This window comes from Microbacterium sp. STRO-2N (genome assembly GCF_057747775.1).
Window position 1 is genome coordinate 208,639 of sequence record NZ_CM173223.1, and the last position, 22,379, is coordinate 231,017.

The 22,379-nt window shown below is 72.8% G+C and carries 16 protein-coding genes; 10 read left to right on the forward strand and 6 right to left on the reverse strand.

Annotation, left to right across the window (positions count from 1 at the left end; all coding sequences use genetic code 11):
• Positions 1 to 17: 17 nt before the first annotated feature.
• The 7 genes from AC3ANN_RS00860 to AC3ANN_RS00890 are packed head-to-tail and all read left to right on the forward strand — an operon-like array spanning position 18 to position 9,722.
• Entirely contained in the window at positions 18 to 989 is a 972-nt protein-coding gene (locus tag AC3ANN_RS00860) for an AAA family ATPase (RefSeq protein ID WP_488339125.1), read from the forward strand.
• On the forward strand, positions 989 to 2,236 hold the full coding sequence (locus AC3ANN_RS00865) for a DUF58 domain-containing protein (RefSeq protein ID WP_488339126.1): 1,248 nt from the start codon (positions 989 to 991) through the stop codon (positions 2,234 to 2,236). Before AC3ANN_RS00860 ends, AC3ANN_RS00865 begins: the two co-directional genes overlap by 1 nt.
• Complete coding sequence (locus AC3ANN_RS00870) at positions 2,233 to 4,626, forward strand: transglutaminase-like domain-containing protein (protein ID WP_488339127.1); 2,394 nt, start codon at positions 2,233 to 2,235, stop codon at positions 4,624 to 4,626. The genes AC3ANN_RS00865 and AC3ANN_RS00870 overlap by 4 nt, the downstream gene beginning before the upstream one ends.
• Positions 4,623 to 5,894, forward strand: coding sequence for an RDD family protein (locus AC3ANN_RS00875; protein WP_488339128.1), 1,272 nt, complete (start codon positions 4,623 to 4,625; stop codon positions 5,892 to 5,894). The genes AC3ANN_RS00870 and AC3ANN_RS00875 overlap by 4 nt, the downstream gene beginning before the upstream one ends.
• Positions 5,891 to 6,736 (forward strand): PP2C family protein-serine/threonine phosphatase, encoded by an 846-nt coding sequence (locus AC3ANN_RS00880; protein ID WP_488339129.1) that lies wholly within the window; start codon positions 5,891 to 5,893, stop codon positions 6,734 to 6,736. The genes AC3ANN_RS00875 and AC3ANN_RS00880 overlap by 4 nt, the downstream gene beginning before the upstream one ends.
• Entirely contained in the window at positions 6,736 to 7,956 is a 1,221-nt protein-coding gene (locus AC3ANN_RS00885; RefSeq protein WP_488339130.1) for an FHA domain-containing protein, read from the forward strand. The genes AC3ANN_RS00880 and AC3ANN_RS00885 overlap by 1 nt, the downstream gene beginning before the upstream one ends.
• A gap of 14 nt (positions 7,957 to 7,970) precedes the next feature.
• Positions 7,971 to 9,722: a serine/threonine-protein kinase gene (locus AC3ANN_RS00890; protein WP_488340884.1), complete on the forward strand. Its 1,752-nt coding sequence runs from the start codon at positions 7,971 to 7,973 to the stop codon at positions 9,720 to 9,722.
• Between the two features lie 41 nt (positions 9,723 to 9,763).
• On the opposite strand, the gene AC3ANN_RS00895 is transcribed toward AC3ANN_RS00890, so the two are convergent.
• The 3 genes from AC3ANN_RS00895 to AC3ANN_RS00905 form a co-directional block, all read right to left on the reverse strand.
• Positions 9,764 to 10,243 carry a recombinase family protein gene (locus tag AC3ANN_RS00895; RefSeq protein ID WP_488339131.1) on the reverse strand — a complete coding sequence of 160 codons (480 nt, stop codon included), beginning with the start codon at positions 10,241 to 10,243 and terminating at the stop codon, positions 9,764 to 9,766.
• A gap of 76 nt (positions 10,244 to 10,319) precedes the next feature.
• Entirely contained in the window at positions 10,320 to 12,089 is a 1,770-nt protein-coding gene (locus AC3ANN_RS00900) for a cation:proton antiporter (RefSeq protein ID WP_488339132.1), read from the reverse strand.
• Between the two features lie 9 nt (positions 12,090 to 12,098).
• Positions 12,099 to 13,121 (reverse strand): malate dehydrogenase, encoded by a 1,023-nt coding sequence (locus tag AC3ANN_RS00905; RefSeq protein ID WP_488339133.1) that lies wholly within the window; start codon positions 13,119 to 13,121, stop codon positions 12,099 to 12,101.
• 73 nt (positions 13,122 to 13,194) lie between these two features.
• Here AC3ANN_RS00905 and ypfJ point away from each other — a divergent pair, with 73 nt between their 5' ends.
• From ypfJ to AC3ANN_RS00920, 3 genes are all read left to right on the forward strand, one after another.
• Entirely contained in the window at positions 13,195 to 14,064 is an 870-nt protein-coding gene (gene ypfJ, locus AC3ANN_RS00910; RefSeq protein WP_488339134.1) for a KPN_02809 family neutral zinc metallopeptidase, read from the forward strand.
• Positions 14,061 to 15,110, forward strand: coding sequence for a prolyl aminopeptidase (pip, locus tag AC3ANN_RS00915; RefSeq protein ID WP_488339135.1), 1,050 nt, complete (start codon positions 14,061 to 14,063; stop codon positions 15,108 to 15,110). Before ypfJ ends, pip begins: the two co-directional genes overlap by 4 nt.
• Before the next feature lie 305 nt (positions 15,111 to 15,415).
• Positions 15,416 to 16,972, forward strand: coding sequence for a DEAD/DEAH box helicase (locus AC3ANN_RS00920; protein WP_488339136.1), 1,557 nt, complete (start codon positions 15,416 to 15,418; stop codon positions 16,970 to 16,972).
• A 387-nt stretch (positions 16,973 to 17,359) separates the two neighbouring features.
• Here AC3ANN_RS00920 and AC3ANN_RS00925 read toward each other — a convergent pair whose 3' ends face one another.
• The 3 genes from AC3ANN_RS00925 to AC3ANN_RS00935 form a co-directional block, all read right to left on the reverse strand.
• Positions 17,360 to 19,036, reverse strand: coding sequence for a GMC family oxidoreductase (locus AC3ANN_RS00925; RefSeq protein WP_488339137.1), 1,677 nt, complete (start codon positions 19,034 to 19,036; stop codon positions 17,360 to 17,362).
• Positions 19,033 to 20,805, reverse strand: coding sequence for an aldehyde dehydrogenase family protein (locus AC3ANN_RS00930; protein WP_488339138.1), 1,773 nt, complete (start codon positions 20,803 to 20,805; stop codon positions 19,033 to 19,035). Before AC3ANN_RS00930 ends, AC3ANN_RS00925 begins: the two co-directional genes overlap by 4 nt.
• A 74-nt stretch (positions 20,806 to 20,879) precedes the next feature.
• Positions 20,880 to 22,283: an MFS transporter gene (locus tag AC3ANN_RS00935; RefSeq protein WP_488339139.1), complete on the reverse strand. Its 1,404-nt coding sequence runs from the start codon at positions 22,281 to 22,283 to the stop codon at positions 20,880 to 20,882.
• Positions 22,284 to 22,379 lie beyond the last annotated feature (96 nt).

A 22,379-nucleotide genomic window follows, 5' to 3' on the forward strand; every position in this document is an offset into this window, starting at 1 on the left:
AACGAGAGACCCGCGACATGACGATGACCCCCGAGCAGGCAGCCTGGTTCCAGGGCACCTTCGCGCGCCTGGTCGACAACGTCGATCAGGCCCTCATGGGCAAGCGCGAGGTGGTCGGCCTCGTGCTCTCGGCGATGCTCGCCGAAGGGCACGTGCTCCTCGAGGACGCTCCGGGCACCGGCAAGACGAGCCTCGCGAAGGCGCTCGCGGCGACGGTGCAGGGCACGAGCAGCCGCATCCAGTTCACGCCCGACCTGCTGCCGTCCGATGTCACCGGCGTCACGATCTACGACCAGGCGTCGCACCGCTTCGAGTTCCACAAGGGCCCGGTCTTCGCCTCGATCGTGCTCGCGGACGAGATCAACCGCGCATCGCCCAAGACGCAGTCGGCGCTGCTGGAGGTCATGGAGGAGTCGCGCGTGACCGTCGACGGCGTGACGCACGAGGCCGGTAGGCCGTTCCTCGTGATCGCGACGCAGAACCCGATCGAGCAGGCCGGAACGTACAAGCTGCCCGAGGCGCAGCTCGACCGGTTCCTGGTGAAGACCTCGATCGGCTACCCCGACCTCGACGTCGCCGAGCGCATCCTCGCCGGCGCTGCCGACCGCAACCCCTCCGCCCACCTGCCGGCGCTCATCACGACGGCCGCGGTGGCCGACATGGCAGACCTCGCGGCCAGCGTGCACGTCGACCCCGCGGTCCTGCGCTACACGGCGCAGCTCGCCGAGGCGACGCGCGAGGACCCGGCCACGCGCCTGGGCGTCTCGGTCCGCGGCTCGCTCGCGATGATCCGCCTCGCCAAGGTGTTCGCCGCCGCGCAGGGCCGTCACTTCGTGCTGCCCGACGACGTCAAGGCGCTTGCCGGCCCGGCGTGGACGCACCGCATCGTGCTCGACCCCGAGGCCGAGTTCGCGGGCACCTCGGCCGAGACGGTCATCGCGCGCGTGCTCGAGTCGGTGGCCGCGCCGCAGGCGAGGTCCGCCGCCTGATGACCACCGACGCGCTCGGAGCGGCGGCCGCGACGGCGGACCGCCGCGCGTTGCCCGCCGAGTACGCGGGCAGCGCGTTGCGCGCACTGCGCGGCGTGCTCTCCGTGGTGCGTCCCGCGGCGTGGGTGCTGATCGCCCTGGCGATCGTGCTCTGGGTGTCGGGCCAGCTGCTCGGCTGGTGGGAGCTCACCGTCGCGGCGGTCGTGGTGACCACCGTGCTGGCGCTGTGCCTGCTGTTCCTGATCGGGCGCACGGCGTACGACATCACGCTCGACCTCAATCGCACGCGCGTCGTGGTGGGTGAGCGGGCGGTCGGCGCCTTGACGCTCGCGAACACCGGCGGCCGCGCCATCCTGCCCTCGCGCGTGCTGCTGCCGGTGGGTTCCGGACGCGGCGTGTTCGACATCCACCGTCTCGCGCCCGGCGACGCCGCCGAGGAGCTGTTCGCGATCCCCACGTCGCGCCGCGCCGTGGTCAAGGTCGGGCCGGTGAGCGTGGTGCGCGGCGACCCACTGGGCCTGTTCGAGCGCGTGCACCGCCGGGACGAGCCGGTCGACCTGTTCGTCCACCCGCGGACCGTCAACTTCGACGGGCAGTCGCTCGGGTTCCTGCGCGACCTCGAGGGTCTTCCCGCCACAGATCTCTCGCGCGACGACGTGTCGTTCCACGCGCTGCGCGAGTATCAGCCCGGCGACGACCTGCGCCACGTGCACTGGAGGTCGACCGCCCGCACCGGGGACGTCATGGTGCGGCAGTACGAAGAGACCCGCCGCTCCCACTTCGTGATCGGGCTCACCACGAATCCGGCCGACTATCGCGACGACGAGGAGTTCGAGCTGGCGATCTCGGCCGCCGGATCGCTCGGCCTTCGCGCGCTGCGCGACTCGCAGCGCGTCGAGGTGCGCGTGCAGCAGCGTCTGCTGCCGTCGGCGACGGGCAAGCAGTTCCTCGACTCGCTCTCGGCGCTCGTGCACTCCGGTCCGCGTGCCGGCCGCATGGTCGACCTCGCGGGCGTGGTGGCCGCCACCCTCCCCGCGGCGAGCGTCGTGGTGCTGGTGTGCGGCAGCCGGGTCGACGCGAACGACCTGCGCGCGGCGTGCAGCCGGCTGCCGTTCGGCGCGCGCGTGCTGGCCGTGGTCGCCGAGTCCGGCGCGACTCCGTCGCTGCGGCGTATCGGCGACGCGAACGTGGTGACCGTCGGCGCCCTCGACCAGCTCGCCGGAGCCCTGCGGAAGGTGCTGGCATGACGGCATCCGCGCCCCCGGCCGCCGCCGCGCTTCCGCCGCGGCGCTGGGTCGCCGACCTGTCGGCGGTGGTCCTCCTGCTGGCGATCCCGATCATCGGCTTCCAGCCCACGTTCGGCGGCCCGAGCTACCTCGTGGCCGCGTTCGGCGCCCTCGCGATCGGCGTGGCGCTCGGCGTGCTCGGCACGCTGCTGCGCTGGGGCATCCTGCTGCTGTCGGGCGCCACCGTCGTCGCGTACTTCCTGCTCGGCGGCGCGCTCGCACTGCCCCACACGACCGTGGCCGGCGTGATCCCGACGCTCGAGACGCTGCGGCTGCTCGCCCTCGGGTCGATCGAGTCGTGGAAGAAGCTCCTCACGACCGTCGCGCCGGTGGCCTCGGCCGACGGGCACCTCATCGTCCCGTTCCTGCTCGCGCTCGTCGCGGGCGTGCTCACCGCGTCGCTCGCGCTGCGCGCGCGCCACGCGGCCTGGGCGCTGCTGCCCGCCGCGGCGTTCCTCGCGGTCGAGATCGCGCTGGGGACGTCGCAGCCGTTCGTGCCGATCGTGCAGGGCGTCGCGTTCGGACTGATCGCGGTGGTGTGGCTCGCGATCCGTCAGGCGTGGCTTCCGCAGGTGGCGGCGGTCGCGGTCGGCGAGCGCGCCTCGTCCACGCGTCCCGCCGTCGTGAGGCGCGCGCTCCTCGGCGCCGCGGTCATCGCCATCGCCGCCGTCGCGGGCGTCGCCACGAGCGCGTTCGCAGCGCCGTCGTCGCCGCGCTACGTCCTGCGGGACGTCGTCATCCCGCCGTTCGACATCCGCGAGTTCCCGAGTCCGCTGCAGTCGTTCCGGGCGTTCGTGCGCGATTACCCGGACGAGGCGCTGTTCACCGTGTCGGGTCTCCCCGAGGAAGCACGCGTGCGCCTCGCGACGATGGACGCCTACAACGGCACCGTGTACAACGTCTCGGACTCCGGCGCCGGATCGTCCAGTGCGTTCTCGCCGGTGCGGACGAACATGTCCGCCGACGCCGAGGGCACTCCTGCGACGCTCCACATCGAGATCGGCGCCTTCGACGACGTGTGGATGCCGGATGCCGGCGCCGTGCAGAGCATCACGTTCGACGGAGACCGTGCCGACGACCTGCGCCGCACCGCGCACTACAACGAGGCGACGTCGACCGGAGTCGTGACGGCGGGCCTCGCCGAGGGAGACGCGTACACGATCGAGACCGTCATCCCCGACGTCCCGAGCGACGAGGCGCTGGCCGACGCCGCGTTCGCGCCGCTGGCGCTGCCGGATCAGGAGGGCGTGCCGCAGGACATTGCCGAGCTCGCCTCGACGACCGTCGCCGACGCCACGACCCCCATCGAGCAGGTGCGGGCGCTGCAGACGATGCTGTCGGAGGGCGGCTACTTCAGCCACGGGCTCGAGGGTCAGCCGCTGTCGCGCGCCGGGCACGGCGCCGAACGCATCACGACGCTCCTCGGAGCGGAGCAGATGGTCGGCGACGACGAGCAGTACGCCACCGCGATGGCGCTCCTCGCCCGCGAGATCGGCATCCCCGCACGCGTGGTGATGGGGTTCTACCCCGGCGAGGAGCAGCGGGGCCCGGTCTTCGAAGCCAACGGCGACACGCTCCACGCGTGGGTCGAGGTCGCCTTCGACGGTCACGGGTGGGTGCCGTTCGACCCCACCCCGCCCGAGGACCAGATCCCGAGCGACCAGACGACCAAGCCCAAGGCCGACCCCAAGCCGCAGGTGCTGCAGCCGCCGCCTCCGCCGCAGGAGCCCGTCGACCTGCCGCCGACCATGACCGACGATCGCGGGTCGGACGACGACGAGGGATTCGACGCCGCCCTGATCTGGATGATCGTGGCACTGAGCCTCGGCACGATCGGCATCCTGTTCGTGCTGCTCGCTCCGCTGGTGGTCATCGGGGCGCTCAAGGCCGCTCGCCGGCGGCAGCGCCGCTCGGCCGAGCGCGCAGCGGACCGCATCAGCGGCGGCTGGGACGAGCTCGTCGACCGGGCGGCCGACCACGGCGCACCCGTGCGGCCCGGTGGCACGCGCCGGGAGGATGCCGGCATCCTGAGCGCGGCGTTCGCCGAGCCGCGCGTGGCGACCCTGGCCTCGCGTGCCGACACCGAGGTGTTCGGGCCGACCGAGCCCACGGCGGCCGACGTCGAGGAGTTCTGGACCCAGGTCGACGAGATCGTCGGAGGCATGGGCAGAGGTCGCTCGTGGTGGCATCGCCTCGGCGCGCGCCTCAGCGTCCGGTCGCTTCTCGCGGGAACGCGCTTCGCGCTGCCGCCCCGCACTCCTCGTCCTCCCGCCGAGCGCACGAAGAGGCGTCGCCCGGCCGATCGGAGCACCCGCGATGGCTCCGAGCCCGCACCGTTGGAGACCGAATGACCGCACCGCCGCCCCTCGCCCCCCGTCCCGCGTCCATCGGGCGCCGGATGTGCGCGTTCGCGATCGACGTCGCCGTCGCCTGCGGGCTGGCCACCGTCCTGGGGATCCTCCTCGTCGTCGTCGTGATGGGAAGCAGCGCCCGGCGTGACTACGCCCTCGTCGCGGTCGTCGCGACCACCTCGTACGCGGTGCTGCTCGCATGTCTGCTGGCGTGGTGGCTCGTGTACTCCGCGATGCAGGGCGGGCGGGGCTCGATCGGCCAGCGGGCCCTCGGACTGCGCCTGCACGATGCGTCGTCTCCGCAGCCGATCGGCTTCTGGCGCGCCGTTCTGCGCAATGTGGTGTGGGGCCTGGCCGGGTCCATCGTCGTCGGCTACTTCACCCCGCTGTTCGACTCGAGTCCGCGCCGCCAGGGTTGGCATGATCTGGCCGCGCGTGCCACGGTGGTCGATGTGCGAGGGATCCCGGATGCCGCGGCCGCGGCATCTGCGAGGCACACGGCGAATCCGTACCTCGCCCCGGCCGGGGCGGCCCCCGGCCCGTGGCCGTGGGGACAGGCACCGACCGAACGCTCCGCGCCGCGACCGGCGCCGTCCGCGACTCCGGCCACGGTGCCCGTGTCGGTGCCCGTCCTCGTCGCGCCGGCAACCGCCGCGGTCGCTCCCACCGTGTATGCCTCGGCCCCGGCGCCGGCCGGTCCCGCCGGGTCTTCGCCCGCGACCTACGCCTCGGCGCCCGCGACGTACGCTCCGGCACCCGTTGCCTACGCCCCGGCTCCGACCCCGGCCGTTCTCGCGCCCGCGGCCGCGGTTCCCGTCCCCGCTCCCGCCGCCCCCGCCCCCGTGCTCATGCCGGCGGGGCGCGCGGCCGCCGAGGACGTGGACGAGACCCGGGTGCCGGCATCCGTGCCGCCTCCCGCGCAGCGCGCGGCGCTGTACCCGGACGCGCCCGTGCTGGCGGTGCTCACGTGGGACGACGGCACGCGCATGGCCGTGTACGGTCGCACGCTGTACGGCCGCAATCCGGCGGGGGAGCCCGGCGCCGTGACCGTCGCGGTGCGGGACGAGACGCTGTCGCTGTCGAAGACCCACTTCGAGATCGGGTCGGACGAGCGGGGTCCGTGGATCGTCGACCGCCACTCCACGAACGGCACCGTGCTCGTCCGCGACGGCGGACGGCATCCGCTCGAGCCCGGCGTGCGCACCCTCCTCCGCGACGCCGATCGGCTCGAGCTCGGGGATCGCAGCACCGGGGTGGGCATCGCATGACCAGCGAACCGCCGATCACGGTGCGATGCGGCGCGGCCACCGACGCGGGACTGCGCCGCCGCATCAACGAGGACTCGTTCCTGGCGCGCTCGCCGCTGTTCCTCGTGGCCGACGGCATGGGCGGGCACCAGGCGGGCGAGATCGCCAGCGCAACCGTCATCGACGAGTTCGCCGCGTTCGCCGGTCGCGACAGCCTCACGATCGACGACGTCCACGCGGCCGTCGCGCGCGCACGGCGGCGGGTCGACGCGATCGCGAGCGCTGCGGGAGCGGGCGCCGGCACGACACTCAGCGGCGTCGTGATCGCCGATGTCGCGGGCGAGGGGTACTGGCTCGCCGTCAACCTCGGCGACTCGCGGACCTATCGGCTCAGCGAAGGCGTCTTCGAGCAGGTGAGCGTCGATCACTCGGTCGTGCAGGAGCTCATCGACAGCGGAGAGCTCACCGCCGAGGCTGCCCACCGCGACACCCGTCGCAACGTGATCACGCGGGCGATCGGCGCGGGCAGCGACGGCGAGCCCGACTACTGGATGATCCCGGCCGAGGCGGGCGACCGCATCCTGGTGTGCTCCGACGGCCTCTCGAGCGAGCTCGAGGACTCCCGGATCCACGACGTGCTCCGCGACGAGACCGACCCGCAGTCGGCGGCCGCGCGTCTCGTGCACGAGGCGATCGTCAGCGGCGGACGCGACAACATCACCGTGCTCGTGGTCGACGCCATCGGCGTACGCTCGCGCGCCGACTCGTCGGGGGAGCGCGATACGGTACCTGCAGCCCCCGCGATCGATGTCGAGATCGACGGCGACACGCTTCCGCGTGCCGTCGCCGCTGGAGGATTCTGATGCCGACCCTGTACTCGCCGGGTGAGTCGCTGGTCGCGGCCACGCCGCACGGCGTCGTCGTGCTCGAGCCGGGCAGCCCGGTCTCGGTCGCCGCGCAGGTGCGGGCCCTCGTCGCGGAAGGACGCGGGCTGGGCGGGGTCATCGAGGCGCTCACCGGCGCGTACGGCGCATCCCTCACGACGATGCCGTCGTTCGCCGTCGCGCTCGCCGAGGGCGGCAGCGTGCGCGTGGCGGTGCGCGGCGGGTTCGTGCTTCAGGTCGAATCCGCCGGCCCCGAGCGCATCTCGGGCGAAGGCGTCACGACGTGGAGCGAGCGGGTGCTCGACGGCGTCGCGCGCGTCACCGTGTCGTCGAAGAATGCCTCGGAGGCCGCGGCGTCCGGATCCCCCGAGCTGCCGGTGAACGACGGCGTGATCCTCGCGTCGATCGTCGCGTGGGAGCCGGCCGGTGCGGGCGCCTCCTCGGCGCCGACGCGTGCTTCGGCGCGTGCCGCGACGCCCGCACCGCAACCGGATGCCGTGACGCCTGTGCCGCCCGCGACGCAGGCGTCGGCGATTCCCTTCGATGGCCCCCCTGTGCCGCCCGCGGTCGTGCCGGCATCGCGCGGCGATCTCATCGATTCGTCGTCGGTGCGGTCGGTCGCCCACGCGCTCCGGTCGGACCCTCCCGCGAGAAGCGGGCCTGTCGAGGTGGCCCGCGACGCCGGTGCCGACGATCCTCTCCTGGAGACGATCGTGCGAGGCGGCGAGCTGCCCGCCACCCCTCCGGCTGCCGGGGACCACGACGGCGAGACCGTCTCGCTCGCGCAGGCCCGTGCGATGCGCGGCCGCGCGGTCCCCACGTCGTCGGTGCCGCCGCTCGCTCCGCCGCGACCGCGGTCGCCAGGCCGGCTCCGCGTGTCGAACGGTCAAGAGGTCGCGCTCGACCGCACCGTCGTGATCGGGCGCCGCCCCCGGTCGACGCGTGTCTCGGGGACCGACCTGCCGCACCTCGTGGCGGTGGACAGCCCCCAGCAGGACATCTCGCGCAGCCACCTCGAGGTCCGCGTCGAGGGCGACAGCATCGTGGCGACCGACCTGCGCACCACCAACGGCACCACGCTGCGCCGCCCGGGCACCGATCCGGTGCGCCTGCATCCGGGCGAGGGGACGGTCGTCGTGCCCGGCGACGTCCTGGATCTCGGCGACGGCATCACGGTGGCGGTCGAGGGACTGTCGTGAGCAAGCGCTCGGCGATGACCCCGCCCGACCTCCCGGGCTTCACGTACCTCGACCTGCTCGGCTCCGGCGGGTTCGCCGATGTGTACCTCTACGAGCAGCAACTGCCCAAGCGCCGCGTCGCGGTGAAGGTGCTCCTCACGGAGCGCATCTCGAGCGGTTCCGTCGAGGAGTTCACGGCCGAGGCGAACGTCATGGCGATGCTGTCGACGCATCCGGCGATCGTCACGATCTACCAGGCGGGCGTCGCGCGCGACGGGCGTCCCTACCTCGTGATGGAGTACTGCCCGAAGCCGAACCTGCAGGTGCGGTACCGCCGTGAGCCGTTCTCGGTGGCCGAGTCCCTGCGCGTCGGGATCCAGGTGGCGGCCGCCGTCGAGACGGCGCACCGCGCAGGCGTGCTCCACCGCGACATCAAGCCCGCCAACATCCTGGTGACCGAGTACAACCGGCCCGCGCTCACCGACTTCGGAATCGCCTCGACGACGAACGCGGCGGCCGAGTCCGCCGGCCTCTCGATCCCGTGGTCGCCGCCGGAGTCGTTCGCCGACGCGCCCCGCAGCGATCCGCGCTCCGACGTGTACGCGCTCGGCGCCACCGTGTACACGCTGCTGGCCGGCCGCTCGCCGTTCGAGCTGCCGGGCCAGCGCAACACCGCCGCCGAGCTCATCCACCGCATCGAGACGATGCCGCTGCCGTCGCTCGGCCGCCCCGACATCCCGATGTCGCTGCAGCGTGCGCTCGAGCGAGCCATGGCGAAGCCGTCCGGAGACCGGTACGAGAGCGCGATCGCGTTCGCGCGCGCACTGCAGAAGGTGCAGATCGAGCTGTCGCACGCGGTCACCGCGATCGACATCCTCGACGACCACGTGCCAGAGGATGTCGAGCAGGACGAGGACGACGGCCTCACGCGCGTCCGCGGCGTGGTCAGCATCGACCCTGAGACGGCGCCTGCGGCGGGGCTCACGCGCCCGTCGGCGACGACGGCGCCCAGCGGCTCGCCCTTCGCGCCGCGGTCCGGCCCCGAGCCCGCGCTCGACGCCACCGTCGTCAAGCCCTCGACGTCGTCCGCGCCCGACGGCGTGGACGACACCGTGCGCCGCGCGTCCGCGGCAGGACTGCCCGCGTTCGACGCCCCCGTCCTCGACGCCGCTCTCGAAGAGACGGTGATCCGAGGCGGCAGCGCCCCGGCGCGCCCCCCGCGCGCGGCGCCGTCGGGCGACAGGCCGGCGGCGCCTGGAGGGGCTGGCGGGACTGGCGCCCCTCCCGTCTGGGATCACGGTGCGCCCGCGCAGCCCGTGTTCACGGGCTTCGACGCGCCCGCACCGAGCGACGCCGAGCCTGAGAAGCGCCGGCCACGCGTCGGCCTCTGGATCGGCCTGGCGGCAGGGCTCGTCGTAGTGGCCGGGGTCATCGTCGGGGTGTCGCTTCCGGGGATCCTCTCGGGGGATGCCGGCGACCCCGCGCCGTCCGCGACCGCAGCCCGGCCGCAGGACCCGGTGAGCGCAGTCGTGCCCGCACCCGAGGACCTCGGCGGAACCGCCGTCCCCGAGGGCGTGCGCTTCACCTGGACCAACCCTGAGCCCGCCGACGGCGACCACTACATCGTCGCCGTCGTGGACCGCACCGGGGCGAGCGGCGAGGCCGAGTCGATCGACGCTCCCGAGCACACGGTGCCGGCCGATCCTTCGGGCACCACGTGCCTCGAGGTCATGCTCGTGCGCGAGGGCGGTCAGGCCTCGGAACCCGTGACGGCCTGCGTGCCCTGACCCGGGCGGGGGTGACGGGTAGTCGGCTCGAGGTCGGCGAGTCAGCGCCCGGCGTCGTAGAGGTGCCGGCCGCCGTGGCTCAGGACCTTCACGACGACACCGCGGCGGTGGAGCTCGGCGACGGTGCGCGTCTCCTCGTCGATATCGCGGCCGAGCGCATGGACGTTCGCGACGACCAGCACGTCACCGCGCCGCAGCGTGCCGAAGAGGCGCACCAGCCGCTCCTCCCACGACTCGAGCGTCTCGGGCGCAGGGTGGCGGAATCCTTCGATCGGCACGCCGAACCGCGTGAGGTCGTTGCGCTGCTCGACCACCGAGGGCATGTCGTCGCGTGCGATCACGAGTCCGACCAGACGTGAGCCGGCAGGGCGCGCGAGCCACCACGTGCCGTCGGCCTGCAGCTCGGTGAAGCACTTCGGGCATTCGGCTGCCGCGTGAGGCAGGTGAAGCGGGGCGGTCTCGGCGGCGACGCCGTCGGACGCGTGGGCGGATGCCGCGTCCGTCCGTGTGATCTCGCTCATCGTGCCCCCTTGCTCTGGACCATTCTCCCCTATCCGGCGCACGCCGTGCGCCCCGGCCCGGTCCCGGTGCAGGTCGTCAGTCCTCGTCGTCGAGCCGCAGCTCGAGGCTCAGCTGGTCGGCGTCCAGCTCGGCCAGAGCGTGCCGCAGCGCAGGAGTGCTGTAGCTGCCATCCCTGCCGAGATCGTTGAGCCGCGCACGCATCGCCTCGATGAGCGCGAGCCGCAGCTCGAGCATCTCCCCTCTGCGCGCAGTGGCCTCGTCGTCGGGCGGCTGCAGGTACTTCGCGTCGACGCGCTGCAGCACCTCGTCGGGGAACGGGGTGCCGTCGCGGCGCCGCAGCGACGCGTGCGCGAGGGCCGCGGCAGCGGCATCGCGCAGGTCCGCGTCCAGGGCCGATTGCTCGGCGCGGTCGAGGGTGTCGTCCCCGGGACGCTCCAACCGCAGCAGCCGCACCACCCACGGCAGCGTGAACCCCTGGAGCATGAGGCTGCCGACCGCGACGGCGAACGCGATGAAGACGAGCAGCGCACGATCGTCGGTGTCCTCGCGCGGCAGGGTCTGCGCGGCGGCGAGCGTCACGACGCCGCGCATGCCCGCCCACACGATGACGACGCCGTGCTTCCAGCCGAGAGGCGAGGCCTGGTAGTAGTCGAGGTCGCTGAGCGACCGCGCGATGCGCTGCCGCATGGACTCGAGCCGGCGCTGCACGTGCGGGCTGCCGGCATCCGGAGCATCCCGTCGTCGCCGACCTCGGGGCGGGACGCCGGCCTTGGCCGAGCCGATGGCGTCGATCCGCTCCCCGAGCGCCTCGAGTCGGGCGCGCTGGCGACCCCGGGCCCGGCGGCTCTGCAGCCACACCAGCAGCGACACATACGCCGCGCGGACGACGAGGACGATTCCGAGCGCCCCCGCGGCGACCGCGAGCCCGGTGCCGAGCCCGTTGTGCTCCTCGACGTTCTCGCCGACGATCGCGTTGAGCTCGAGGCCCATCACGAGGAAGACGGCGCCCTCGAGCACGAGCTCGATCGTGCGCCAGTTGTGCTCGTCGGCGCGCCGCTGCTCGGGGGTGAACCAGCGCGAGGCGCCCTGGCCGGTGACGATGCCGGCGACGACCGCCGCGACGAGCCCGGAGCCGCCGAGTGCCTCGGTGGGGATGTACGCGACGAACGGCACGACGAATCCGACCGCGGTGTTGGCGGCCGAGTGGCCGATGAGGGCCCGCAGCCGCAGGTTCAGGTAGCCGACCAGCGCGCCCACGACGACGGCGACCACCACGCCCCACGCGAACGCCGGCAGGAACCCGACGCCGACGGTCGCGTCCCCGGTCACGCTCGTCGCCACCGCGACGGACGCGATCATCGTCCGCAGCAGCACGAGGGCCGTCGCGTCGTTGAGCAGGCTCTCGCCCTCGAGCATCGTGACCACGCGCCGCGAGACCCCGAGGCGTTTCACGATCGAGGTGGCGACGGCATCCGTCGGGCTCAGGATCGCGCCGAGCGCCACAGCGATGGCGGGATGGATGCCGGGGATCACGGCCACGAAGAACAGCCCGAGCACGACCGAGCTGATGAGCACCAGCACGAACGACAGCCCCGCGATCGGACCGAAGTCGCGCCGGAACTCGATCGCCGGCAGCGCGACGGCAGCCGAGTACAGCAGCGGCGGCAGGACCCCCACGAGGATCCACTCGGGGTCGACCTCGGGCACCTCGACGAACGGCAGGAGGCTCACCGCCGCGCCGATCAGCACCAGCACGAGCGGGCCCGCGATGCCGAGCTTCGGCGCGATCGCCGTGGCCAGCGCGATCACGACGATCGCGGTTATCGCGATCAGGAGCACGTCCACGCGTGGGCCCTACAGCGCCCCGAGCGCGTGCACGGCGTCGCGCTCGGCGACGAGCTCGGCGACGGATGCCTCGAACCGGGCGCGGCCGCGCGCGTCGAACCGCAGACCCTCGATGACGCGGTAGCCTTCGCCGTCGCCGCGCGAGACGACGGGCAGCGAACACACCAGGCCCTCCGGCACTTCGTATTCGCCGCGCGAGACGACCGCTGCCGACGTCCAGCCGCGATGCGTGCCCAGCTGCTCGTCGCGCACGTGCTCGATCGCCGCGTTCGCGGCCGAGGCGACCGATGACGAGCCGCGCACCTCGATGATCTCGGCGCCGCGCTTGGCGACACGGGGGATGAACACGTCGTCGAGCCACGTCGTGGCGGCGTCGGTCCCGCCGAGGCGCTCGGCGAGAGCCTCGAGCACGGTCCGCCCGTCGGCGAGTCCGGCATGCGAGACATCGGGAAACTGCGTCGCCGAGTGATTCCCCCAGATGATGACGTCGGCGATGTCGCCGGCGGGCACCTCGAGAGCTTCGGCGAGCTGGCCTATCGCGCGATTGTGGTCGAGGCGCGTGAGCGCGGTGAAGCGGTCGGCGGGGATGTGGGGGGCGGCGGATGCCGCGGCGATGAGCGCGTTCGTGTTGGCCGGGTTGCCCACCACGACCACGCGCACGTCGTCGGCGGCGACCGCGCCGATCGCGGCGCCCTGGGGTCCGAAGATGCCGGCGTTGGCGGCGAGCAGGTCGCCGCGCTCCATGCCGGGGCCGCGCGGGCGCGCACCGACCAGGAGCGCGATGTTCGCGCCGTTGAAGGCCGTCAGCGGATCATCCGTGATGTCGACGTCGTCCAGCAGCGGGAACGCGCAGTCCTGCAGCTCGAGCGCCGCGCCCTCGGCCGCACGGATGCCCTGCGGGATCTCGAGCAGCCGCAGCCGGACCGGCCGGTCGGGGCCCAGCATGTCGCCCGCCGCGATGCGGAACAGCAGCGCGTAGCCGATCTGCCCGCCCGCGCCGGTGATGGTCACGGTCGTGGGTTCGCTGGCCATGCCCCGAGCATATTCCCCCTGATTCGGGGCCGGTTCCGCGCGCGTTCGATGCTCGCGCGGTACCGTGAACCCCATGACGTTCAACCAGAACGCCAACGTCGGGGGGAACCGCGCTCGGCGTAGGGGGGCAGGGGCCGCGGTCGCGGGAGGCGGGATCGCGGGGATCGGCGCGCTCGCCGTCATCCTGTTCCAGCTCTTCACCGGCACCGACATCTCGGGCCTGGTCCCGAGCGTCCCGCAGCCGGGCGGCGGTGCGGAGTCCGAGATCGAGCAGTGCGAGACCGGCGCCGACGCGAACGCACGGGACGACTGCCGGCTCGCGGCGGGCAGCGTCGTGCTCGACGAGTACTGGACCGGCGAGGTGCAGGGCTACCGCCCGCCCGGACTGATCGTGGTCGACGGACAGACGCCGACGCAGTGCGGCACGGCCTCGAACCAGACCGGTCCGTTCTACTGCCCGCCCGAAGAGACGGTGTACATCGATCCCACGTTCTTCGCGCTGATGCGCGAGCGGTTCGGCGCGTCGGCCGGGGAGCTCGCACAGCTGTACGTGCTCGCGCACGAGTACGGGCACCACGTGCAGCACATCACCGGCATCATGGAGCAGCACCCGAACAACGGCACCGGCCCCGACAGCAACGGCGTGCGCACCGAGCTGCAGGCCGACTGCTTCGCGGGTGCCTGGGTGGGCTCCCTGCCTGAGCAGCGCGACGAAAACGGCGTTCCCTACTTCGACCCGGTGACGCCGCAGCAGATCGCCGACGCGCTCAACGCCGCGGGGACCGTCGGCGACGACCACATCCAGCAGCAGTCGGGGTCGTTCATCAATCCGGAGTCCTGGACCCACGGGTCGAGCGAGCAGCGTCAGCGGTGGTTCCAGGCGGGCTACCAGGACGGCCTGTCGGCATGCGACACCTTCGCGGTCTCGGGGAGAGACCTGTGAACGAGCAGCTCGAGCACATCCTCTACCCGCCGATCGAGCCGTACGAGACCGGCGAGCTCATCGTCGGCGAAGGCAATCGCGTGTACTGGGAGCAGAGCGGCAACCCCGACGGCAAGCCCGTGGTCTTCCTCCACGGCGGTCCAGGTGCGGGCACGGCGCCGTGGCACCGACGCTTCTTCGACCCCGAGCGCTACCGCATCGTCCTGCTGGATCAGCGCGGCTGCGGGCGCTCCACGCCACACGCGAGCGAGCCGCACGCCGAGCTCCGCCACAACACGACGTGGCATCTGGTCGCCGACATCGACCTGTTGCGCAAGAACCTCGGCATCGATCGGTGGCAGGTGTTCGGCGGGTCGTGGGGGAGCGCACTCGCACTCGCCTACGCGCAGGCGCACCCACGGGCCGTCGCCGAGCTCGTGCTGCGGGGCGTCTTCACGCTGCGCCGGCACGAGCTGGAGTGGTTCTACGAGGGCGGCGCGGCATCCGTCGCCCCCGACCTGTGGGAGCAGTTCATCGCGCCCATCCCGATCCTCGAGCGCTCGAGGCTCATCGAGGCGTTCCACCGGCGGCTCAGCGATCCCGATCCCGCCGTGCACGTGCCGGCGGCTCTCGCGTGGTCGCAGTGGGAGGCGTCGAACCTCACTCTCGTGCCCGACGCCGAGCTCATCGACGCGATGACCGAGCCGCGTGCCGCCGTCGCTTTCGCGCGCATCGAGAACCACTACTTCCTGAACGGCGGCTGGTTCGACGAAGGCCAGCTCATCGCCGGCGTCGACCGGATCCGGCACATCCCGGCGGTCATCGTCCAGGGCCGCTACGACGTGTGCACGCCGCCGATGACGGCGTGGGACCTCCACCGCGCGTGGCCCGAGGCGTCCTTCGAGATGATCCCGGATGCCGGGCACTCGGCGTCCGAGCCCGGAATCGCCCGTGCGCTCGTGGCCGCCACCGACCGCTTCGCGGCGCCCGACGCCGTGGACGACGAGCCCGCCGCCGTCGACGAGCCCACGCCGATCGACGCCTACGAGCAGCCCGCCGCCTCCTGACCCGCGTCTCCGGCTGCGAAAACACCACTCCGTCACGCGACACGCCGGGGTGCGGCATCCGTCGCCGGCGTGTCGCCGTGGGCGACTGATGCTTTCGCACAGGCCGCGAGCGGACGCCCAGGCGGGTACTGGTAGGGTGGGAGACCTTGCAGCGCCTCGTGCGCTTCTCGCGTCGTAGAACGCTTCCCCTCCCGCCGCCGCCTTCCCAGCGAAGTGCGATGCCGGTGATGACTTTCGAACGGCGACCCGTGGGCGAGATCCGCCCCCGGCCACCGATGGGGCACCGACGTGCCCAGAGAATCCTCATGACTGAAACCACTTTCGGCGCGCTCGGCGTGCCTCAGCCCCTCGTCGACGCACTCGCCGCCGACGGCAAGACCACCGCGTTCCCGATCCAGATCGACACGCTCCCCGACACCCTCGCCGGCCGCGATGTGCTCGGCCGCGGCAAGACCGGCTCGGGCAAGACCCTCGCCTTCTCGATCCCGATGGCCGCCCGCCTCGGGGGCAAGCTCGCCGGCGGAAACCGTCGCAAGGGCCGGCCGCTCGGCCTCGTGCTCGCACCGACCCGCGAGCTCGCCACCCAGATCGACGCGGTGCTCGCGCCTCTCGCGAAGGCCTACGGCCTGACCACCACGACGATCTTCGGCGGCGTCAACCAGAACCGCCAAGTGCAGGCGCTGAACGCCGGCGTCGACATCATCGTCGCGTGCCCCGGGCGCCTCGAAGACCTCATGAAGCAGGGCTACGTGCACCTCGACGCCATCGAGATCACGGTCATCGACGAGGCCGACCACATGGCCGACCTCGGCTTCCTGCCGGGTGTCACACGCATCCTGAACGCGACGCCGTCCGGCGGGCAGCGGCTGCTCTTCAGCGCGACGCTCGACAACGGCGTCGACAAGCTGGTGAATCGCTTCCTCCAGAACGAGGTGCTCCACTCCGTCGACGAGGCGAACTCGCCCGTCGCCGCGATGACCCACCACGTGTTCACGATGGACGCCGAGACCAAGAAGGACGTCGTGAAGACCCTCGCCTCGGGCAAGGGCCGCCGCATCCTGTTCATGCGCACGAAGCACCACGCGAAGAAGCTCGCCAAGCAGCTGACCTCGCAGGGCATCCCGGCCGTCGACCTGCACGGCAACCTCTCGCAGCCGCAGCGCGATCGCAACCTCGCCGCGTTCTCGGCCGGCACCGCGAAGGTGCTCGTGGCGACGGATGTCGCGGCACGCGGTGTGCACGTCGACGACGTCGAGCTCGTCATCCACGTCGACCCGCCCACGGAGCACAAGGCGTACCTGCACCGCTCGGGCCGCACCGCACGCGCGGGCGCCGAGGGCGCCGTGGTCACGCTGGTCATCCCCGGCCAGGAGAAGGACGTAGCGCAGCTGCTGCGCAAGGCGGCCATCACTGCGACGCCCGTCGCGGTGAGCCCGTCGTCGCGTGAGGTCGCCGACCTCGTGGGCGAAGTCGCCCCCTACGTCAAGCCCGAGCCCGTACAGGCTCCGGTCCGTGGCGGCGGCACCAGCCAGGGAGCCAACGCGCAGCGCAAGCGCGCCGCGCGCGACGGTCAGCGATCGTCGACGGATGCCGCGCGCCAGAGCCGCGGCGCCGGCCAGGGCGGCTCGCGCCGCGGGTCGGGTCAGGGCTCGGGCGGCGGCCAGGGCCGCGACGCCGCCGCTGCGCGTGACAAGTCCACGCACCAGCGTCACGACCAGAGCGCCGGGCACTCCCGTTCGGCCCAGCCGGCGCAGGGCAACCCGCGCACCCCGGGTCGTCGCGCCTCCGCCGGCGGCACCGGCAAGCTCATGGTCGGCTCCGTCGTCCGTCCCAACGGCACGAACCGCCGCGGCGGCCGCTGAGCCGCGCACCGTTCGGGTGGCGCGACACGCGGCATCGGTTCGTGGATTCCGCGTGTTGTGACACCTGAGGTGGGGGTGCGGCGGCTGCTTCACGCGCACTGTTCGGGTGGCGCGACACGCGGGATCGGTTCGTGGATTCCGCGTGTTGTGACACCTGAGGTGTGGGGTCGCGGCGGCGGCTGCTTCACGCGCACCGTTCGGGTGGCGCGACACGCGGCATCGGTTCGTGGATTCCGCGTGTTGTGACACCTGAGGTGGGGGTGCGGCGGCTGCTTCACGCGCACTGTTCGGGTGGCGCGACACGCGGGATCGGTTCGTGGATTCCGCGTGTTGTGACACCTGAGGTGCGGGGGCGCGGCGGCCGTCGCCGACCCGCAGACACCGACTTCAGGAGCCGCGGCGGATGAGGTCGGCCGCGACCTCGCCGATCACGATGGCGGGGGCGTTCGTGTGGCCGCGGATGATCGTGGGCATGACGGATGCGTCGGCCACGCGCAGACCCGTGACTCCGCGCACCCGGAGCGAAGGATCGACGACGGCAGCGGCATCCGCTCCCATCCGCGCCGTGCCGACGGGGTGGTAGAGCGTGTGCGAGTAGCGGCGGAGCGACAGCTCCGCACGCTCCTCGGGGGTCATGCGCTCACCCCCCTCGGGCTGGATCCAGCCGCCCGTGGTCACCGCGCGCAGCGCGTCGGTGTCGATGAGCCGCTCGCATTCGGCGAGGCCCGCAAGCATCGTCTCGGCGTCGATGCCGTCGGGGTCCGACAGGTAGGCGGGGTCGATGAGCGGCTTCGCGTGGGGGTCGACCGACGCGAGCCGGATCGTGCCGCGGCTGCGCGGTCGCAGCAGGATCGCGCCCACCGTGAGGCCCTCGCCCGGCAGTGGCACGAGCCCTTCGCCGACATACGGGGCGGGGGCGAAGATGATCTCGATGTCGGGGAGGCCCTCGGGAACCCCGGCGCGGTCCGCCATCGCGGTGCGCACGAACCCGTACGCCTCGGCGACGTTGGAGGTCAGCATCCCGCGTCGTCCGCCGAGGTATCGACCGAGCTCGCGGCGGCTCTCGGCGGTGAAGAGCGTGCCACCCTTAGCGGCGGGCGCGAGCCCGGCCACGAGATGGTCCTGGAGGTTCGCCCCCACGCCGGGCGAGTCGACGACGACACGGATGCCGTGCTCGGCGAGATGCTCGGAGGGGCCGATGCCGCTCAGCATCAGCAGCTGCGGCGTGTTGATCGCTCCGCCGCACAGGATCACCTCGCGCCGCGCCCGCACGTGCCGCGTGATGCCCGTGATGTCGACATAGACGCCGGTCGCACGTGCCTCTACAGGCTCGGCGCCCGGCGGCTCGGCCGTTGCGCGCCGCGAGAATGTCACGCGCCGCACGTGGGCGTTCGTGATCACGCGCAGGTTCGCGCGTCGCCGCGCCGGGCGCAGGTACGCATCGGCCGTGGAGGCGCGAGCCCCGCGCCGCTGCGTGACCATGGTCTGTGAGAACCCCTGGCCCGCGGGCAGATTCGCGGGGGTGACCGGATGCCCCGCCTCGGCCGCCGCCCGCAGGAACGCGGCCGTGTGGGGCCGGGGGTCGCGCTGGTGCTCGATCGACTGCGCGCCGTCGGAGCCCTGGGTCCGGTCGACGGCATCGGCGGTGCGCTCGACCCGGCGGAAGGAGGGGAGCAGCGACTCCCACGACCAGGCCCGGCCCGCGGCATCCGCCCACTCGTCGTAGTCGGCGGCGAAGCCGCGCACCCACATCATCGCGTTGAGCGACGACGATCCGCCGAGCGTCTTGCCGCGCGGCCAGTACACCGTGCGCCCCTCGAGCTGCGGCTGCGGGACGGTGTCGTAGTCCCAGTCGTAGCCGCTGCGGAACAGCTTCTTGAAGGCCGCCGGCACGTGCAGTTCGATGGCGCGGTCGGGTCCGCCGGCTTCGAGCAGCAGCACCGAGACGCCGGGGTCCTCGGTGAGCCGTGCCGCGAGGGCCGCTCCGGCGGAGCCCGCGCCGACCACGACATAGTCGGCCTCGAGCCCGTCGGCCCCGAACGGCCGCGCCGCGCGCGACCTCATGCCCGGAAGGCTCTGACGAGCGTGACCATGAGCTTCGCGTAGTCGCCGTCCATGCGGAACCGCGTGAACCCCTCGCTGACGACGGCCCCCGTACGCGATGTGACGAACCACGGCGGCTTCGGCAGCACTGAGAAAGACCTGCCCTTGGAAGAGCCGAGCGACCGCGGCGCGAGGGCGCGGGGGAAGGGTCGGAACGGCCCGCGTGTCACCGATCGCTCCACGCCGTCGAGGAGCAGCGCGTTGTGCACGACGCCGATGCCGCTCTGCACGTCCTGCGGGGTCGCCCCGGGGAACCCGCCCCACGGGAGCGCGGGCGTCAGGAACCCGAACGCCGTCCAGGAGTTGATCGACACGGTTCCGTAGCGCAGCTCGGCCATCGCGCGCTCGAAGCCGTCGCCGAGTGCCGCCTGCGTCTCAGGGTCGATGAGGACGTTGACGCCGAGGGTTCCGGCGAGCTCCTCGTTCGCGTGGGCGACGGCGGTGTCGAGGAACTCCTGTCCTGTGCCGGGCAGCGACACGACCCCGAGCACGGGCGCGAAGTACTCGGTCGTCTCGAGCGCGGTGGCGTCGTCGCCGGTGCCGATCTCGATGAGCGCGCGCGTGCCGTCGGCGCACCACGCCGCCCCGGCGTAGTCGGATGCGGCGGCCTCGAGCTTCGCGTCGCTGCGGGGATACCAGGCCGAGCGCCGGGGCGCCGCCTCGTACGCGGCGCGCAGTGCGCGGAGGAAGGCCGCCCGCTGCGGCCAGTCGGAGCTCAGGATCACGACCTGCCCTGCGATGCAGTTGTGCCCGGAGTTGTACAGGCGCATCGTCACCACGTGCTCGGCCTGGAACGCGAGATCCGCGTCGCTCCACCGGCCCGGGACGATGATGATCGGCGAGACGCCGCCGAGCTCGGCCGTGATCGGCTTCTTCAGCTGCGGCCGGTCCTCGCGCTTGCGCCGCGCCGCCTGCGGCCCGGAACCCCACACGATCGCGTCGAACGTCGGCGCAGCGCCCGTGATGTGCACGTGTGCGATGCGCGGGTGACGGGTGAGATACGCGCCGACGTCGCCGCCGCCGCGCACGATCCGCAGGAACCCGGGCTCGATGAGCGGCGCGAACGCTCGCTCGAAGATGGGCACGAGCGTGTCCTGCGTCGGGTTCACCTTGAGCAGAGCGACGCGGTTGTGCGCGAGCAGCTCGTACAGCGCGTCGAGCACCGGGATCGAGGTGACGTTGCCCGCCCCGAGCACGAGCCCGACTCCGCCGGCGACGGTCGGCGTGAGCTGCGCGAGGCCGGCGCGGCGCCCGGCGTCCTCGGCCGACACTCCGGGCTCGAACCACACTTCGCCGGTGTAGCCCGACAGCAGCATGCCGTCGACGGCATTCATCGGGAAGACATGGGCGCGTACGCGACCGCCGGGCGCGGCATCCGTCGCCACACCGTCGAGAGGACTGTCGCCACGGGCCAGCGAACGCAGCGTGGCCGCGTACGCGTCCACCGCGACGAGCGCGGCATACGGGCCCGACAGCCACTCCTCGCCACGCAGGGGATGCCCTGGCGCGAGGTCCTTCGACGACGCCGCGACATCGGCCCACTCCTCCGCCGCGGCGGTGACCGAGTCGTGCAGCCGCGACATCAGCCGTGCGCGCTGGTCGAGCGTGAGAGCCGACCACACACGCGCACCCTCGTCGAGCTGCGAGACGCAGGCGTCGAGCTGCTCGCGCACCTCGCCGCCGAGGGCGGACTCGTCGGCGCGAGACGGTGCGGGGGCGGCGTTCGGCACGGGCGCTCTCCTTCGGGCGGGAGTCTCAGTCTACGTGCGCGGACTGAGTGTCAGGAATCGTGCGACTGGATGCCTCAGGCCGACGCCGCGTCCACGTCGCGGCGGCGCAGCGGGTACCGTGCGAGGGTCACGAGACTGAGCGCGATCAGGGCAGCCGGCACGACGCTGAAGCTCACGACGATGCCGGTGACCGCGGCATCCGGCTGCACGACCGCCTGCCCCGCGACCGAAGAGACGTATCCCGTCAGCGCGAGGATCACCGACAGCACGGTCGCGCCGAGCGCGAACCCCACGGTCTCGCCGGCGGTCCACACGCCGCTGAACGCACCGGCGTTGCCGGGACCCGACACGCGCTCGTCGTGCGAGATGACGTCCGGCAGCATCGCCATCGGCAGCGACTGCATGCCCGCATACGCGATGCCGGCGATGCCGACGGGTGCATAGATCCAGTCGCCCGGGGCCCACAGCACGCCGACGATCGACAGCGCCGCGACGGCGAACACGATGCTCGCGATCCGGAACGCGCGCTCCTTCCCGATGCGGCGGGCGACGGCTCCCCACGCGGGGGCGGCCAGCAGCGCCGGCGCGATGAGCGCGACGAACAGCAGCTCGACGGCCGCCTCCGAGTGCAGCACCCACGTCGCGACGTACTGCGCGCCGGCGAGCATGAGCCCTGTGGCCAGAGCCTGCAGCACGAACGTGCCGAGGAGCGCGCGGAACGGCGCGCTGCGCCGCAGAGCTCGCACGCCCGACGCGTAGTGCTCGCGGATGCCCCGAGGCCGGGAGTCGTCACCGGTCTCACGGGAACGGGGCGAGCGCGCCGCGCGCCGCGCGACGGTGGTGGCCACGAGCATGCCGAGGCCGATCGTGACGCCGGCGACGATGCCCATCACGAGATAGCCGACGACCGGGTCGTCGGCAATGCGGCGCAGGGCGGGGCCGCCCGCGCCGAACAGGAGGATCGCGAGCGTCAGCACGACCACCCGCCACGTCAGGAGGCGCGTCCGCTCGTCGTAGCGCGGTGTGAGCTCGGCGGGCAGCGCGATGTACGGCACCTGGAAGAGGCTGAAGGCTGTCGCGGTGAGCGTGAACGCCACGAGCACCCACAGCGCCCCGATGACAGGGCCGAGCGCGGGCGCCACGGCGAACGTCAGCGCGAACAGGAGCGGCAGGGCGCATGCCCCGACGAGCATGAGCCGCCGGCGGGTGCCGTGGCGAGCGAGATCGCGATCGGTCAGCGCTCCGATCACCGGGTCGATGACGACATCCCACACCTTCGCGATCGTGATGACCGCGCCCGCCGCGAGTGCCGCGACGCCCAGCGAATCGGTGAGGTAGTAGGTCAGGACCAGTCCGGGCAGCGTCGCGAAGCCGCCCGTGCCGAGCGAGCCGGTCGCGTAGCGGGCGATCGTGCCTCGACGGAGACGGGACGACGGGATGCCGGTGGCTTCGGGTGCCGCGGGAGCCTCGTTGCTCATCGCGCCAGTGTAGAGCGGCAGCTCGCCGAGATTCCGTGCCATGCGAAAAAACCAGTCCGCGACGGCGACACGCCGCGGACGGATGCCGCGACGCGG